General features: G+C 44.0%; 18 protein-coding genes. 9 read left to right on the top strand and 9 right to left on the bottom strand.

Annotation, left to right across the window (positions count from 1 at the left end; all coding sequences use genetic code 11):
• The first annotated feature begins 99 nt into the window (after positions 1-99).
• The 7 genes from HLM86_RS13225 (at position 100) to HLM86_RS13195 (ending at position 5494) form a co-directional block, all read left to right on the top strand.
• Positions 100-651, top strand: coding sequence for a YtfJ family protein (locus tag HLM86_RS13225; protein ID WP_170883096.1), 552 nt, complete (start codon positions 100-102; stop codon positions 649-651).
• Between the two features lie 71 nt (positions 652-722).
• On the top strand, positions 723-1016 hold the full coding sequence (locus tag HLM86_RS13220) for a DUF2607 family protein (RefSeq protein ID WP_245798221.1): 294 nt from the start codon (positions 723-725) through the stop codon (positions 1014-1016).
• 78 nt (positions 1017-1094) lie between these two features.
• The gene (gene zrgA, locus HLM86_RS13215) at positions 1095-1784 is read left to right on the top strand and encodes a zinc uptake protein ZrgA (RefSeq protein WP_170883094.1); all 690 of its coding nucleotides are present in this window, start codon (positions 1095-1097) and stop codon (positions 1782-1784) included.
• A gap of 51 nt (positions 1785-1835) precedes the next feature.
• Complete coding sequence (locus HLM86_RS13210) at positions 1836-2543, top strand: ABC transporter ATP-binding protein (RefSeq protein ID WP_170883092.1); 708 nt, start codon at positions 1836-1838, stop codon at positions 2541-2543.
• Complete coding sequence (locus HLM86_RS13205; RefSeq protein WP_170883090.1) at positions 2540-3799, top strand: ABC transporter permease; 1260 nt, start codon at positions 2540-2542, stop codon at positions 3797-3799. Before HLM86_RS13210 ends, HLM86_RS13205 begins: the two co-directional genes overlap by 4 nt.
• 2 nt (positions 3800-3801) lie before the next feature.
• On the top strand, positions 3802-4299 hold the full coding sequence (locus tag HLM86_RS13200) for a DUF3299 domain-containing protein (protein ID WP_076589431.1): 498 nt from the start codon (positions 3802-3804) through the stop codon (positions 4297-4299).
• Between the two features lie 298 nt (positions 4300-4597).
• Positions 4598-5494 carry a TIGR03899 family protein gene (locus HLM86_RS13195; protein ID WP_076589430.1) on the top strand — a complete coding sequence of 299 codons (897 nt, stop codon included), beginning with the start codon at positions 4598-4600 and terminating at the stop codon, positions 5492-5494.
• Between the two features lie 124 nt (positions 5495-5618).
• Here the strand turns inward: HLM86_RS13195 and pgi are convergent, their stop codons facing one another.
• Entirely contained in the window at positions 5619-7271 is a 1653-nt protein-coding gene (gene pgi, locus HLM86_RS13190; RefSeq protein WP_076589429.1) for a glucose-6-phosphate isomerase, read from the bottom strand.
• 308 nt (positions 7272-7579) lie between these two features.
• On the opposite strand from pgi, the gene HLM86_RS13185 reads away from it, so the two are divergent.
• Positions 7580-7999 carry a secondary thiamine-phosphate synthase enzyme YjbQ gene (locus tag HLM86_RS13185; protein ID WP_076589428.1) on the top strand — a complete coding sequence of 140 codons (420 nt, stop codon included), beginning with the start codon at positions 7580-7582 and terminating at the stop codon, positions 7997-7999.
• A 9-nt stretch (positions 8000-8008) separates the two neighbouring features.
• Here HLM86_RS13185 and alr read toward each other — a convergent pair whose 3' ends face one another.
• Complete coding sequence (gene alr, locus HLM86_RS13180; RefSeq protein WP_245798220.1) at positions 8009-9118, bottom strand: alanine racemase; 1110 nt, start codon at positions 9116-9118, stop codon at positions 8009-8011.
• A gap of 3 nt (positions 9119-9121) precedes the next feature.
• Positions 9122-10534 carry a replicative DNA helicase gene (locus HLM86_RS13175; protein WP_076589426.1) on the bottom strand — a complete coding sequence of 471 codons (1413 nt, stop codon included), beginning with the start codon at positions 10532-10534 and terminating at the stop codon, positions 9122-9124.
• 174 nt (positions 10535-10708) lie between these two features.
• Here HLM86_RS13175 and HLM86_RS13170 point away from each other — a divergent pair, with 174 nt between their 5' ends.
• Positions 10709-11473 carry a DUF481 domain-containing protein gene (locus HLM86_RS13170; RefSeq protein WP_170883088.1) on the top strand — a complete coding sequence of 255 codons (765 nt, stop codon included), beginning with the start codon at positions 10709-10711 and terminating at the stop codon, positions 11471-11473.
• 79 nt (positions 11474-11552) lie between these two features.
• Here the strand turns inward: HLM86_RS13170 and rplI are convergent, their stop codons facing one another.
• From rplI to HLM86_RS13140, 6 genes are all read right to left on the bottom strand, one after another.
• Positions 11553-12005, bottom strand: coding sequence for a 50S ribosomal protein L9 (gene rplI, locus HLM86_RS13165; RefSeq protein WP_076589424.1), 453 nt, complete (start codon positions 12003-12005; stop codon positions 11553-11555).
• Positions 12006-12038: 33 nt separating this feature from the next.
• Complete coding sequence (gene rpsR / locus HLM86_RS13160) at positions 12039-12266, bottom strand: 30S ribosomal protein S18 (RefSeq protein WP_000090472.1); 228 nt, start codon at positions 12264-12266, stop codon at positions 12039-12041.
• 100 nt (positions 12267-12366) lie between these two features.
• A complete protein-coding gene (rpsF, locus tag HLM86_RS13155; protein ID WP_004747103.1) occupies positions 12367-12747 on the bottom strand; it encodes a 30S ribosomal protein S6 in 381 nt (126 codons plus the stop codon).
• Between the two features lie 199 nt (positions 12748-12946).
• Positions 12947-13426, bottom strand: coding sequence for a bacterioferritin (gene bfr, locus HLM86_RS13150; protein ID WP_076589423.1), 480 nt, complete (start codon positions 13424-13426; stop codon positions 12947-12949).
• A gap of 81 nt (positions 13427-13507) precedes the next feature.
• The gene (locus HLM86_RS13145) at positions 13508-13696 is read right to left on the bottom strand and encodes a (2Fe-2S)-binding protein (protein ID WP_076589422.1); all 189 of its coding nucleotides are present in this window, start codon (positions 13694-13696) and stop codon (positions 13508-13510) included.
• 304 nt (positions 13697-14000) lie between these two features.
• Positions 14001-14773 (bottom strand): elongation factor Tu (locus HLM86_RS13140; RefSeq protein ID WP_171831457.1); only part of this gene is annotated, 773 nt, incomplete at its 5' end.

Genomic DNA, 14773 nt, shown 5'->3' with positions numbered 1-14773 from the left:
ACACGATCACAAATAAAGAAAAATACATTAACACTTATCATTTGATTCTGTGAAAAATACAAACCTGTATATATTTTGTCGATTAAAGGAAGATAGACAATGAAAATCAAGACGCTACTGGCTATCGTGATCGCCGGTTCACCTATGATGGCATGGGCACATAATATTACCGTGGGAGAAGTACTGCCACCGGTAAACATTGTCCAATACGGTGAAATTGTGATTAAAGACAATCAAACCACTTATCAAGATTGGGCCTCTCAAAACATGTTAGGTAAAGTGAGGGTCATTCAGGCTATTGCTGGACGCAGTAGCTCAAAGAAACTCAATGCCCCCTTGATGAAAGCAATCACAGCAGCAAAATTTGCTCAAGAGAACTATCAGACAACCTCAATCATTAACCAAGATGACGCAATGTGGGGGACAGGTTCATTCGTTAAATCGTCCGCCGAAGACAGTAAAAAAGAATTCCCTTGGTCATCCATGGTTTTGGATGAAGACGGTAAAGTGGCCAAAGAATGGCAATTGGCCGAAGACTCTTCCGCCATCATAGTTCAAGATAAACAAGGTAAAGTCCTGTTCGTTAAAGAAGGACCATTAGATGACGATGAAATCCAGCAAGTACTCACGTTAATCAAAACCAATATCTGAACAAATTTCCCCTTAGCGTTTCGTTGAGAGTTGTTATATTATAACAACTCTTTTTTACGGGCTAAATTTCTGTGAACCAAATTGATGACAACCTAAAACGACGTAAAACCTTGTTTGCTGTTTGCGGGGTGATCCTGATATTGTGGATCAACTTTGCTTATATTGATCATCAATACCCTTCCTCTTTGGCGAATCACAGCGAGCATCACTGCCAACTTTTTGCTTGTGCTCATCATGGTATCCTCACTGCACCGTTACTTATTGAAAACACGTCCCTGCCCGACCTATTTTTCAAAGGGATTCAATACAAATTTTCAACCTCCTCACCCCCAGCCTATTTGGCACGCTCCCCACCGAAAGCCTAAATGTATAACTAAGCTATGATTTTCTTCAATGTCTTCTTTTATTGAAGCCCCATATTTTATTACACGTTAGGACTCAAAATGCATTCCATTACAAAAATCGCCACTCTAATAGGCCTTACTTTTAGTACCTCCAGTTTCGCTGAAGAACACTTTCGTCAACACGATGCGCATGTTCATGGTCATGTTGAATTCAACATTGCTCAGGATCAAAACGAACTGTTGGTCGAAATCACTGCGCCTGGCGCAGATGTTGTTGGATTTGAACATGCCCCGAATAATTCAGCGCAAGAACAAGCACTGGAGAAAGCCGTCGCTCAACTCAATAACGCCAGTGCTATTCTCACCCTTTCTCCCGATGCAAAGTGCAAACTTTCTCATCAATCCGTGCAACATACATTGCGCACTGATGAACATGAACATGAACATGAACATGAACATGAAAAGCATGATGAGCACAAACATCATGAAGAACACAGTGATCATGATGAGCACAAACATCATGAAGAACACAGTGATCATGATGAGCACAAACACCATGAAGAACACAGTGATCATGATGAGCACAAACACCATGAAGAACACAGTGATCATGGCGAATTTACCGTGCAATACCACTATCAATGTGACAACTTCAACGCACTTTCCTCAATCAATACACAATGGTTTTCGGCATTTCCAAGTACGCAATCCATCAACGTTAACCTATTGACGGATAAAACACAGTCCGCTGTCGAACTGTCGGCAAAAAACACAAAAATTTCGCTTTAGGTCAAAGACCCTGGTGGCCATGCCACCAGGCTTTTTTTGCAGGTTACAAACATGGTAGTAGAAACAAGCAATCGCGTTGTAGAAATGAGTCAGGTAAGTTTTACTTGGCCTGGAAGCGCAGAACCCACACTAAAGATAAATGAACTGAAGATTGACCAAGGTGAACATGTCTTCATCAAAGGCCCGAGTGGCTGCGGCAAATCCACGTTGCTGGGCCTATTAACCGGCATCAATACAATATCTAGCGGCCAACTGTGTGTCTTGGGCCAAAACTTGAGTCAAATGAAAGGCAGCCATAGGGATAGATTCAGAGCCGATCATATTGGCTATATCTTTCAGCAATTCAACTTATTACCTTATCTCAATGTGATCGAAAATATCATCCTTCCCTGTCAATTTTCTGCTCAACGTAAAGCGCATTTGGCAGGCACCTTAATCGAAGATGCTTTAACACTATTGGACAAGCTCCACCTTCCCGACTCTTTGAGACATAAGCCGGTTTCTGAACTGAGTATTGGCCAACAGCAACGTGTGGCCGCGGCAAGGGCCTTGATTGGCAAACCTGCGCTGATTATCGCCGATGAGCCAACGTCTTCACTCGATTTTGATAATCGTGGTGCCTTTATTGAATTGCTCCTTGAACAAGTCAATCAGGCAGGTTCAACGTTGATCTTCGTCAGCCATGATCCGACCTTAGAAACGCTGTTTGATCGCACATTAGACCTCAAAGCAGTCAATCTTGCAGGAGTTGCAGTATGACACTGACATTAACACTTGCCTGGAAAAGCGTACGCAATCGACGAGCAACCGCTTTATTGAGTATTCTAACCGTTGCTATCTCGGTCGTCCTTCTTCTCGGCGTCGAACGTATCAGGACTCAAGCTAAAAGCAGTTTTGCCAACACAATATCCGGCACTGACCTCATTGTTGGCGGCCGTTCTGGGCAGGTCAATTTGTTACTTTATTCGGTGTTCCGCATTGGTAATGCCACCAATAATATTGACTGGAAAAGCTACCAAGAATTTAAACAGCACCGTTCCGTCGATTGGACTATTCCAATCTCTCTAGGCGATTCACACAAAGGGTTTCGAGTACTGGGTACTAACCATAGCTACTTTGAACATTATCGATATGGCAAGAAACAACACTTAGCTCTAGCCGAAGGCCGAGAGTTTAATGGGTTGTTTGAGACCGTTATTGGCTCCGATGTAGCACGAGCTCTTGATTATCATGTAGGCTCTGAGATCATTATTGCTCACGGCATTAGTGATGTTGGATTCAGCCGGCATGACAATTTACCCTTTAAGGTTGTAGGCATACTTGCCCCTACAGGCACCCCTGTCGATAAGACCGTGCATGTCTCACTGGAAGCCATTGAAGCGATCCACGTTGGCTGGGAATCTGGTGCTCATCTAGGCAATACGCCAAGCGCCAACCTGTTAGAGAATCAAGATTTTCAACCCAAGCAAATTACCGCGATGCTGATTGGGTTAAACTCGAAAATACAAACATTTGCCCTACAAAGGCAAATCAACGCCTATTCGAAAGAACCCTTGAGCGCCATTTTGCCCGGTGTTGCTCTTCATGAACTTTGGGGCATGATGTCGATAGCGGAGCAAGCACTGATGGCAGTCTCAGCGTTCGTCGTCATCGCAGGTTTGCTGGGGATGCTCTCCAGTCTACTGACAAGCCTCAATGAACGGCGCAGAGAGATGGCTATTTTGCGCGCGATGGGAGCAAGACCAAAACACGTCTTGGCTTTATTGGTTTTTGAAGCCAGCGTTATCACATTCATTGGACTGCTCGTTGGCAGCCTAACTTTATATGTATTATTAGCGGCTATCTCTCCCTTCATTACACAGCAATACGGAATTAATATTGAGATGGTAGCGATCTCTCAATATGAGTGCATATTACTTGCTGCTGTTCAGTTAGCAGGTACTGTAATTGGCTTTATTCCAGCATTCAGCGCTTATCGACAATCTCTTAGTGACGGGATGACAATCAGAGTATGACTATGAAAAAAGTAAATTTGGCACTCCTGCTCGCAGTGAGTCTTGTGATGACCTTTCAACTAAAAGCGAATGAGGCGCTCCTAACATTAGACTGGATAGACCTTATTCCACAAAGCGAACGCAATCAATTCGACTCGTATGGTATGCCTGTCGCAGAGCACAATGGTGCCGCAGCGAAACAATCCTTAGTCGGTAAAGTACGTCAGGAATTAAATGGCAGTAAGGTAAAAATACCAGGGTTCGTTATCCCATTGGAAGGTGATGAAGATACGGTAACGGAGTTTCTTCTCGTCCCCTACTTTGGGGCGTGTATTCACGTGCCACCCCCGCCACCAAACCAAATTGTTTACGTCAAATTTCCCAAAGGCGCACCTGTTCAGCAGCTTTGGGACGTAATTTACATTGTCGGCACCTTAAAAACCCAAACGATCAGTCATGAATTAGCCGAAACGGGTTACGTTATCGAGGGAAGCGCGATCGAAGAATACGACGATTACTAAATCGTCTTTACCTAATGAAAACCTGTTAACGCTCTGCTCTTCTATATATATCTAGATAGATAAGTTAAAACAGCTAGATAAACCAGAAACAACAGGGCAATTGACAGGTTTTTTTTCAGTTTATTTTCATTTAAAAACTTCATAAGACCCTCAACAACACCTGCAACAATTTTAACAATTTATTATCATTTGGCAAAGCCTCAATTTTTAAAGCTTTCTCACATTGTTTTTCTGGCAGCGAATCTGGTTACGAGGTAAATTTAACAAAGGCACAACAGGTCTATGGTTCAGGAATCACATGTCAGAGAAACAAAAGCCCGTCGTTATTGAGCATGATTCCAACGCTGAATCTCGACAAGAGAAGAAAGCTCACTACATCAAAGATAGCTCCAGCCGGATCATCAATATTGCTGAAAATCATGGTTTGGACACATTACTAAAGAAAGAGTCTCCGGAAAAAACGGCACTGGAACGCTGCCTCATCCGTGAACGAAAACACAAAGCGCAAAACCAAAAGAACCTAGAGCAGATTCTCAAACTCGCTCATTTGTCCTGTAAAGATGAAACGGCTGGTGATCCGGAGCAGGACTGGCTTTACCGATTCTTTGCGATGGCACAGGAAGTTCATAATACATCGATGCAGCGATTGTGGGCTCAGGTTCTTAAACGGGAAGTCACCAACCCCGGCTCTACATCAATGAAAGCGTTAAAAATATTACAAGATATGTCACCAAAAGAAGCTCAAATTTTGCAAAAAGCGGCCTCGTTAGCCTGCAGCTTTGGTGGTGACAACAACCAAAAACTCTTGATAGGTTTTCGCTCGCTTGGTGGTATTTTCAGTTTTGGAAAACGTAATGTCACAGGCAATATTAATATGGGTAGCTTTAAGCTTCCGTATTCCAGTTTGTTAGTTCTCTTCGAGCTTGGACTCATGCATGGCACGGAGTTAGAATCTGGGGAAATTGATCTGGACACGGCTCTTCCCCTTAATTACCAAGGAAAGCAACTCTCACTACAGGCTCATAGCAAAGGGGTGAGGTTGCTCTATTACCGTTTTAGCCCAACAGGTAATGAGCTTTGTAAGTTGCTCGGCAACAAACCGAATATGCCTTACTATGATCAATTGATTGGCCTACTGAGCCAGAAATTTACGGCGCACACGAATATACAGAGCCACATAGACCATACGGTGTAATTTTGTGCCAATGAGAGCTTCTATTGCGTCAGATAGAACCCTCGTATACGGCCTCACCATGCGATAGAAAATAAAAGAAGCGCCACCTTTCGATAGACGCTTCTTGTTGATCTTTACAATAAGCTTATGCTTGGTACGCTTTGAATGCGTTAATCAAACCGTTGGTCGAAGTGTCATGTGAACTCACTTCTGCGCTATCCGAAAGCTCAGGTAGGATTTGATTTGCGAGTTGCTTGCCAAGCTCGACTCCCCACTGATCAAAGCTGAAGATATTCCAAATCGCGCCTTGCACAAAGATTTTATGCTCGTACATCGCAATCAAATTACCCAACGTGCGAGGCGTGATCTGCTTGACTAAGATAGAATTGGTCGGACGGTTACCCTCAAACACTTTGAACGGCGCCAACGTCGCAGCTTCTGCCTCGCTCTTACCCAATTCTATCAGCTCAGCTTTGACTGTTTTTTCAGATTTACCGAATGCCAAAGCTTCTGTTTGTGCGAAAAAGTTCGACATCAGTTTCTGATGGTGATCACCGGCGGGGTTGTGACTCTTCGCTGGGGCAATAAAATCACACGGGATCAACTTAGTGCCTTGATGGATTAGCTGATAAAACGCATGCTGCCCGTTCGTACCCGGCTCCCCCCAGATGATAGGACCTGTTTGATAAGTCACAGCATTGCCTTCACGATCAACATACTTACCATTGGATTCCATATTGCCCTGTTGGAAATAGGCGGAAAATCGATGCATATACTGATCATAAGGCAGTATGGCTTCTGACTCGGCACCATGGAAGTTGTTGTACCAAATACCGATCAACGCAAGTATAACCGGAATATTACATTCAAGCTCAGTATGAGCAAAGTGACGGTCCATCTCATGTGCCCCCTCGAGCAATTCAACGAAATGCTCATACCCTACTGAGAGTGCAATAGAAAGGCCAATCGCCGACCAAAGTGAGTAACGCCCACCTACCCAGTCCCAAAACTCAAACATATTGTCTGTATCGATGCCAAATTCAGAGACCGCATGTGCATTGGTAGATAATGCGGCAAAATGCTTAGCGACGTGCACATCATCACCCGCCGTTTCTAAGAACCAATCTCGCGCTGTATGGGCATTGGTCATAGTTTCTTGAGTAGTGAATGTCTTAGATGCAACTAAAAAGAGTGTCGTTTCTGGATTGACCTTCTTAAGGGTTTCGACAATATGTGTACCATCTACATTAGACACAAAGTGCAGATTTAAGTGGTTTTTGTAGGGTGCCAACGCTTCGGTCACCATATAGGGGCCTAAATCAGACCCTCCAATACCGATATTGACGATATCTGTAATTGCACGGCCAGTATAGCCTTTCCATTGACCACCAATAACTCGTTCAGTGAATGATTTTATTTTCGCTAGTACCGCATTCACTGCTGGCATCACGTCTTCCCCATCCAATATCAAGGGTGAGTTACTGCGATTTCTAAGCGCGGTGTGCAGTACAGCACGACCTTCTGTTTTATTGATGGCTTCACCACCGAACATGGCATCAATCGCTGACTGCAACTCCGTTTCTTTGGCTAAAGAAAACAAATGCTCTAAGGTTTCTTCATTGATAAGATTTTTGGAATAATCAACGAGAATGTTATCGCCAAAGCGCAGTGACAATTTATCAAAGCGAGCCGGATCATGTGCAAACCGCTCTTTCAGGTCCATATCCTGTACTGATTCGAAGTGAGCAGTCAATGCCTGCCAAGCTTGGGTGTCCGTTGGATTAATGTTTTTCAACATGGTAACTATCCCGATGTTAGAGTAAGTATTATTCTATTGAGACTATGAAGGTGATTTCGCCTAAATCCCATCACCCCCAACAAAACAAGACGCGTTCACTGATTACTGGCAATATCGCCAATGGGACACTCTATGTTTGGTTGAGTCACACGTGTAATTAATTTTCAATACATTATGTCTTGGTGCTAACCTACCATCATTGCGACAGGTCATGGTAAGTGATTAAAACTGACCTTAAACACAATATTAATGGCTCTAACCTTAACGTCTCAGAGTAAGTTTGCCAAATAGATTATAGAGAATGCCGTATGTGGACTCAGAAAAGTATTACGCTTCGCGCCAGAAAGAGAGGATTTCATCTCATTACTGATGAAATAGAACAACAATTACCTGAGATATCGAACTTATCTGTGGGAATATTACAACTATTTATTCAGCACACGTCAGCCAGTTTAACCATCAATGAAAATGCTGATCCTGATGTTCGTGCTGACATGGAACGACATTTCAACCATTTTGTTCCTGAATGCGCCCCATACTATCAGCATATTGACGAGGGTAATGACGATATGCCCGCTCATATTAAGGCATCAGTCTTGGGCGCAAGCGTGTCTATTCCTATTTGTTCTGGTCAACTCGCTCTGGGTCAGTGGCAGGGCATTTATCTCGGAGAGCATCGTGATATAGCCGGTAGTAGACGAGTGATGGCGACACTTCACGGAGAGTGAGTTCAACCATTAGACAGATCTACTCGAAAAATCGGGCTGAGAATATTCCATATCAACCCTTGATGTTAGTTTGGTCACGAGTTCATAAGCAATGGTGCCAATATGACTTGCGACTTCTTCAACGGGAAGGCGTTTTCCCCAAAGAATCGCTTCATCACCCACTCGATCGTCGTGATCTGGACCAAGATCCACCGTAAGCATATCCATCGACACTCGCCCTGCCATCGGGACTTTACGACCATTGACTAACACCGGTGTACCATTGGGTGCTGCCCTTGGGTATCCATCACCATAACCAATCGCAATGACACCAACCTTTGTATCACGCTCACTGGTCCAGATCCCACCGTAACCAACGCTTTCGCCTGCTTTCACTTCCCGTACAGCAATCAAATGGGATTTGAGCGTCATCACGGGTTTGTAACCCATTTGTTGAGCGTTTTTATCATTGAATGGGGAAACACCATACATAATAATACCAGGCCTTACCCACTCAAGTTGGCTCTCAGGCCAAGCCAATAAACCTGCTGATGCTGCAAGAGATCGCTCACCTTTACAACCATGAGTAAGGGAAAGAAACAATCCTGTTTGCTCGTTGGTCGTCCTGTTATCCAACTCATCCGCGCAACCAAAATGACTCATAAAGCGCAGGGGTTCAGCCGCGTTTCTGCATGCTTTAAGTCGCTGAACGAAGTCTGTATATTGCTCTGGGCGAACACCAAGTCGGTGCATGCCGCTATCGATTTTGAGCCATACTGTTACGGGAGATTCCAAATTTGCTTGTTCTAAAGCATCCAGTTGCTCTTCACAGTGAATAACCGTTTGAATGTTATTGGTGACCAAAACGGGCAAATCTCCCGAGGAATAAAAACCTTCAAGCAATAAGATAGGTTTAACCACGCCACTCGCTCGCAATTGGAGCGCTTCTTCAATTCTAGCGACACCAAATGCGTCCGCACCATCGGCATTTAATGCAATGTGCCTTAAACCGTGGCCATAACTATTGGCTTTGACCACCGCCATAATTTTGCTGTGTGGCGCTTGAGTTTTGATCTGTTTGAGATTGTGTTGCAAGGCTTCAAGATCTATATGGGCCGTTGCCGCTTTCATATGGCTCATTATTTATTCTTCATCCACATCAAATGATGGACCAGCGTAGTTATCAAAACGCGACCATTGCCCTTGGAATGTCAAACGAACCGATCCGATTGGACCATTACGTTGTTTACCGAGAATAATTTCAGCGGTCCCTTTCATCGGGCTGTCTGGGTTATACACTTCATCTCGATAAATAAACATGATTAAGTCAGCATCTTGCTCAATCGACCCCGATTCACGCAAATCCGAGTTAACCGGGCGCTTATCTGCCCTTTGCTCCAAAGATCGGTTCAATTGCGATAGAGCAACCACAGGAACGTTCAACTCTTTCGCCAGAGCTTTCAAAGAACGTGAAATCTCGGCAATTTCCAGTGTCCGGTTTTCAGTCAGTGATGGGACTCTCATTAACTGAAGGTAATCGACCATGATCATAGAAAGCCCTCCATGATCGCGGGCGATTCGGCGAGCACGTGAACGAACTTCTGTCGGCGTTAAACCAGAGCTATCGTCAATAAAGATATTTTTCTTCTCCATGAGCAAGCCCATTGAAGAAGAGATCCGCGCCCAGTCCTCATCGTCAAGCTGCCCTGTTCGGATCTTAGTTTGATCAACACGAGACAGTGAAGCCAGCATTCTCATCATGAGTTGTTCCGAAGGCATCTCTAAGGAAAAAATCAGCACAGGTTTGTCATTGGCCATGGCGGCATTTTCACACAAATTCATCGCAAAGGTCGTCTTACCCATTGAAGGCCTTGCCGCCACAATGACGAGATCTGACCCTTGCAAACCCGCGGTTTTTTTATTGAGGTCCGTAAAACCCGTTGTCACTCCAGTCACACCATCCTGTGGCGATTTGTAGAGTATTTCAATACGTTCTAGGGTTTTTTCAAGAATACTATCGACATTTTGTGGCCCTTCGTTTTCACTGGTGCGCGATTCGGCAATCGCAAAAACCTTACTCTCCGCCAAATCAAGTAAATCTTCGGGAGAACGGCCTTGGGGATCATAACCTGCATCCGCAATATCATTAGCAACACCAATCAGCTCACGAGTCAGCGCGCGCTGCGCGACGATATCCGCATACGCATTGATATTAGCGGCACTGGGCGTATTCTTGGCGAGATCCGCGAGATAGGCAAAACCCCCGACATCTTCGAGTTGCTCACGTTGCTCAAGAAACTCAGAGAGCGTAATAAGATCCAAAGGCTTACTGTCTTCCAAGATCATTTGAGAGGCTTCAAACATCAAGCGATGGGGTCGACTATAAAAATCCTTTGCAAGCACGCGTTCAGATACGGTGTCCCAACGCTCATTGTCAAGCAGCAGCCCGCCTAAAACCGATTGTTCCGCTTCTAGCGAGTGTGGGGGAACTTTAATAGCATCGACTTGGGCGTCTGTCTTTTTTTGATTGCGACTGTCTGTTCTGAAATCTGCCATATACCTGCTCAACAACTTACCTATAACCGCTCATTATATCCAGAATAAACGGGATGTCTGTAATTAACCAAGAGATTGGTGCTATCTAGTGTAGAATTAACTCAACACTGACCCAATGCTTGGTCAGAGACTCTAATATTCAATCAAATTTTCCCATCAACGTTGAGGTAGTGAGTGTCGAAACTTTGGCTTATGAATGCTGCTCTTATGTGCAGTACCATCGCTCACGCAGAACAGGTGGTGCCAAGTCAAACGGATATTGAAATACCATCTCCTTGGAGCACTGAAATTGAATTTGGTTATCAAGCTCACACCGGTAATTCTGATTCGCGTTCTCTCAATTCGAGACTCAGTGCTGAGTATCTTTCAGGCCGTTACCGAACCAGTGGTGAGTGGAAATACTATTTACTTTATAAAGATGGTGCCGAAGATAAACGGCAGTCAACTTACACCGCACAAAGTGACTATAAACTCGGCCCTAAAACCTACTTGTATAGCAGTTTCAAAGGCGTCGATTCGCGTTATAGTGCGTATTTTAAAGACTATACCTTCTCAGGAGGGTTGGGGTACCAGTTCTCGAATACCAAAGAACTATTACTCGAGGTCGAACTAGGGCCGGGCTATCGCTATCAAGAACCTAATACAGATGAGATTGGCGACAGTGATATCGTGTTTGAAGATACGGTAAAAGAGGCGATTTTTCGAGGTAACGTCAATACCACTTGGCAAGCTCTAGAGACGCTTAGCCTCTCTGCGGGGGTTACTCTGGTTGCCGGTGGAAGCAACATCAGAACCGACACAGAGACAAGTCTCACCAATAACATTACTGAGGATATTGCGCTCAAGCTGTCTTACACACGGCAATATCATGACAAGGTTCCAGAAGGTTTGAACAAATCAGACAGTATCTTTGCCATCAATCTGCTCTTTCTTTTCTAAATAGTGGGTTATCCTCTCCCGCATAAATATAAAAAAAGCACCTGCAAGCAGGTGCTTTTGAACTACGTCTGATGCTGAATTACTCAGCAGCAACAACTTGTAGGTTAACTGTCGCGAATACTTCAGAATGAAGTTGAACGCTGATTTCGAACTCACCAGTGTTACGCAAAGCACCTTCTGGAAGGCGGACTTCACTTTTCACCACTTCAACGCCTGCTGCAGTAATTGCATCAGCGATGTCGCGAGTACCGATAGAACCGAATAGTTTACCTTCATCACCCGCTTTAGAAGCAAGAACAACAGCTTCAAGAGCGTTCACTTTCTCAGCACGAGCTTGAGATGCAGACAGTTGCTCAGCAACTTTTGCTTCTAGCTCAGCACGACGAGCTTCAAACATTTCTACGTTAGCTTTAGTCGCCATAACTGCTTTACCCTGAGGGATAAGGAAGTTACGGGCATAGCCAGATTTAACGTTTGCAGTATCGCCAAGACCACCTAGGTTACCGATTTTATCAAGTAGAATAACTTGCATTGCTTAATCCTCTTTCTTAATAAAACGAGCCGATTACTGATGCTTATCAGTGTAAGGCAATAGAGCTAGGTAGCGTGAACGCTTAATAGCGCGAGCTAGCTGGCGTTGATACTTAGCACTTGTACCAGTGATACGGCTAGGTACAATTTTACCAGCTTCTGTGATGTAGTTTTTAAGAGTTGCTACGTCTTTGTAATCAATCTCTTGTACGCCTTCTGCAGTGAAACGGCAGAATTTACGACGACGGAAGAAACGAGCCATGGGCTATCTCCTGATCTTAAAATTGAGTATTGTTGTCAGTCCAAATATTTAAAGGTATAACCCGATATTTATTTGGACTCATACTAAATCTGAGTAGTAATTACTCAGCTGCTGCTTCTGGCTTCGCTTCAGCACGCTCTTCACGACGAGGAGCACGCTCCTCTTTCTGCTTAAGCATGATAGATTGCTCAGTGATAGCCGCTTTAGTACGCATGATCATGTTACGTAGAACTGCATCGTTAAAACGGAATGCAGTTTCTAGTTCATCAATAACAGCTTGGTCAGCTTCAACGTTCATAAGAACGTAGTGAGCTTTGTGAAGCTTGTTGATTGGGTAAGCCAGTTGACGACGACCCCAATCTTCTAGACGGTGAATAGTACCGCCAGCTTCAGTGATAGAACCAGTGTAACGCTCGATCATGCCAGCAACTTGCTCGCTTTGATCAGGGTGCACCATGAATACGATTTCGTAATGACGCATTGGTTGCTCCTTACGGATTATTCAGCTTCCACAATTGGCTCGGTCGTCCAGAGGAAGCAAGGAACTAAAGATAATTGACCGAGATTTAAGGAGCGGGAATAGTACAGAAAGAAAGCAGTTTAAGCAAGGAAAATGTGTTGCTGACTGAGGGGAGGCGCCCAGATTCTTAAAAGAGATATCTGGGCTTAAAGATCAGGTATTAATCATCTTCATCGACATACTGCGCTTGTAGATAATTTTGGATTCCGCTCATATCAATCAAGCCTAGCTGTGTTTCTAACCAGTCTACATGTTCTTCTTCATCTTCGAGAATAGTTTGAAACAAATCACGAGACACATAGTCGTGAGCATCTTCTGCATAGGTTATTGCATCTTTCAAATCTGGGATAGCAATAAGCTCGAGCTTTAAATCACATTCAAGCATCTCTTTAGGGTCTTCCCCTATACTCAGTTTGCCTAAATCTTGAAGATTAGGTAACCCTTCTAGAAACAAAATACGTTCAATCAAATGATCGGCGTGTTTCATCTCATCAATCGATTCATGGTACTCTTTGTCAGCCAGATGCTTTAAGCCCCAGTCTTTGTACATTCTTGCATGTAGGAAGTATTGATTGATGGCAATGAGCTCATTACCTAAGATTTTATTGAGATGTTGGATAATTATTGGATCGCCTTTCATGACATAGCCCTCCTTTTCGGTTCTTTTAACTGTAGAACCAAATAAGAAGGTGTCAAAAATGACTGTCTTTTCTATTACAGACTAACTTGCCTGTTTATAGAGGGCTGACGCCGAATCCTTGATAATATCTTTTGCCATTCGTACACACTTGCCACATTGGCTGCCTAAGGCTGTGCACTTTTTCACCTCTTTAATATCTGTCACGCCCTCATCAACAACCAACTTGCGTATAACCTTATCTGAGATACCGTGACATAGACAAACGTACATATCGAAACCTTTACAACTTACTTAGTAAAGAATATAAAAAAGAATCGTTCTTATTACCAGTTGTATCTTTAATTAGGTTAGATCGTTTAGTTATAGAAAGTAGAGAGAATAACGTTCAACAATGCCCTTCTTTGGGGGAAAGATCTATCTCCAAAAATAGCCGACAATAACTTGTTGTATTTAAGCAATCAAATCTCAATAAACAGCCATCATTTGGGCAGACTTTCTTATAACCAAAAAAAAGAGAAGCATGAGCTTCTCTTTTTTGATGCGATGATCGCAGGTCTTCAACAATTCCGTAGAATTAGTCGAAGATCTTAGCAACAACACCAGCACCTACTGTACGACCGCCTTCGCGAATCGCAAAACGTAGACCTTCGTCCATTGCGATTGGAGCGATTAGCTCAACAACCATTTGGATGTTGTCGCCAGGCATGACCATTTCTACGCCTTCTGGTAGAGAGATATCACCAGTTACGTCTGTTGTACGGAAGTAGAACTGTGGACGGTAACCTTTGAAGAACGGAGTATGACGGCCACCTTCATCTTTAGAAAGTACGTAAACTTCTGACTCGAACTTAGTGTGCGGGTTGATAGAACCTTTAGCAGCAAGTACTTGGCCACGCTCTACGTCATCACGCTTAGTACCACGTAGAAGGGCACCAACGTTCTCACCTGCACGACCTTCGTCAAGCAGTTTACGGAACATTTCAACACCTGTACAAGTCGTCGTCGTTGTATCTTTGATACCAACGATTTCTACTTCGTCACCTACGCGTAGGATACCACGCTCGATACGACCTGTTACAACAGTACCACGACCTTGGATTGAGAAGACATCTTCAATCGGTAGTAGGAACGGTTGGTCAACAGCACGCTCTGGTTCTGGGATGTAAGAATCTAGTGCTTCTGCAAGCTCTACGATCTTGTCTTCCCACTGCTTCTCGCCGTTTAGGGCGCCAAGTGCTGAACCTTGAATTACTGGGAGATCATCACCTGGGAAATCGTACTCAGATAGAAGCTCACGAACTTCCATTTCAACTAGCTCTAGAAGCTCTTCATCATCGACCATGTCAC

The organism is Vibrio ostreicida (assembly GCF_013074385.2).
In the GTDB taxonomy this organism is placed as follows: domain Bacteria; phylum Pseudomonadota; class Gammaproteobacteria; order Enterobacterales; family Vibrionaceae; genus Vibrio; species Vibrio ostreicida.
Note: the sequence above shows the minus strand (reverse complement) of the source record. Positions and strands in the feature narration are given on the sequence as shown.

Coding starts and splice junctions, on each gene's coding strand:
- HLM86_RS13200 (WP_076589431.1), top strand. CDS start 3,802: ATGAAAAAAGTAAATTTGGCACTCCTGCTCGCAGTGAGTCTTGTGATG.
- HLM86_RS13145 (WP_076589422.1), bottom strand. CDS start 13,696: ATGTACGTTTGTCTATGTCACGGTATCTCAGATAAGGTTATACGCAAG.
- HLM86_RS13195 (WP_076589430.1), top strand. CDS start 4,598: ATGTCAGAGAAACAAAAGCCCGTCGTTATTGAGCATGATTCCAACGCT.
- bfr (WP_076589423.1), bottom strand. CDS start 13,426: ATGAAAGGCGATCCAATAATTATCCAACATCTCAATAAAATCTTAGGT.
- rplI (WP_076589424.1), bottom strand. CDS start 12,005: ATGCAAGTTATTCTACTTGATAAAATCGGTAACCTAGGTGGTCTTGGC.
- pgi (WP_076589429.1), bottom strand. CDS start 7,271: ATGTTGAAAAACATTAATCCAACGGACACCCAAGCTTGGCAGGCATTG.
- HLM86_RS13205 (WP_170883090.1), top strand. CDS start 2,540: ATGACACTGACATTAACACTTGCCTGGAAAAGCGTACGCAATCGACGA.
- alr (WP_245798220.1), bottom strand. CDS start 9,118: ATGAGCCATATGAAAGCGGCAACGGCCCATATAGATCTTGAAGCCTTG.
- HLM86_RS13185 (WP_076589428.1), top strand. CDS start 7,580: ATGTGGACTCAGAAAAGTATTACGCTTCGCGCCAGAAAGAGAGGATTT.
- HLM86_RS13175 (WP_076589426.1), bottom strand. CDS start 10,534: ATGGCAGATTTCAGAACAGACAGTCGCAATCAAAAAAAGACAGACGCC.
- zrgA (WP_170883094.1), top strand. CDS start 1,095: ATGCATTCCATTACAAAAATCGCCACTCTAATAGGCCTTACTTTTAGT.
- HLM86_RS13210 (WP_170883092.1), top strand. CDS start 1,836: ATGGTAGTAGAAACAAGCAATCGCGTTGTAGAAATGAGTCAGGTAAGT.
- HLM86_RS13225 (WP_170883096.1), top strand. CDS start 100: ATGAAAATCAAGACGCTACTGGCTATCGTGATCGCCGGTTCACCTATG.
- rpsF (WP_004747103.1), bottom strand. CDS start 12,747: ATGCGTCATTACGAAATCGTATTCATGGTGCACCCTGATCAAAGCGAG.
- rpsR (WP_000090472.1), bottom strand. CDS start 12,266: ATGGCTCGTTTCTTCCGTCGTCGTAAATTCTGCCGTTTCACTGCAGAA.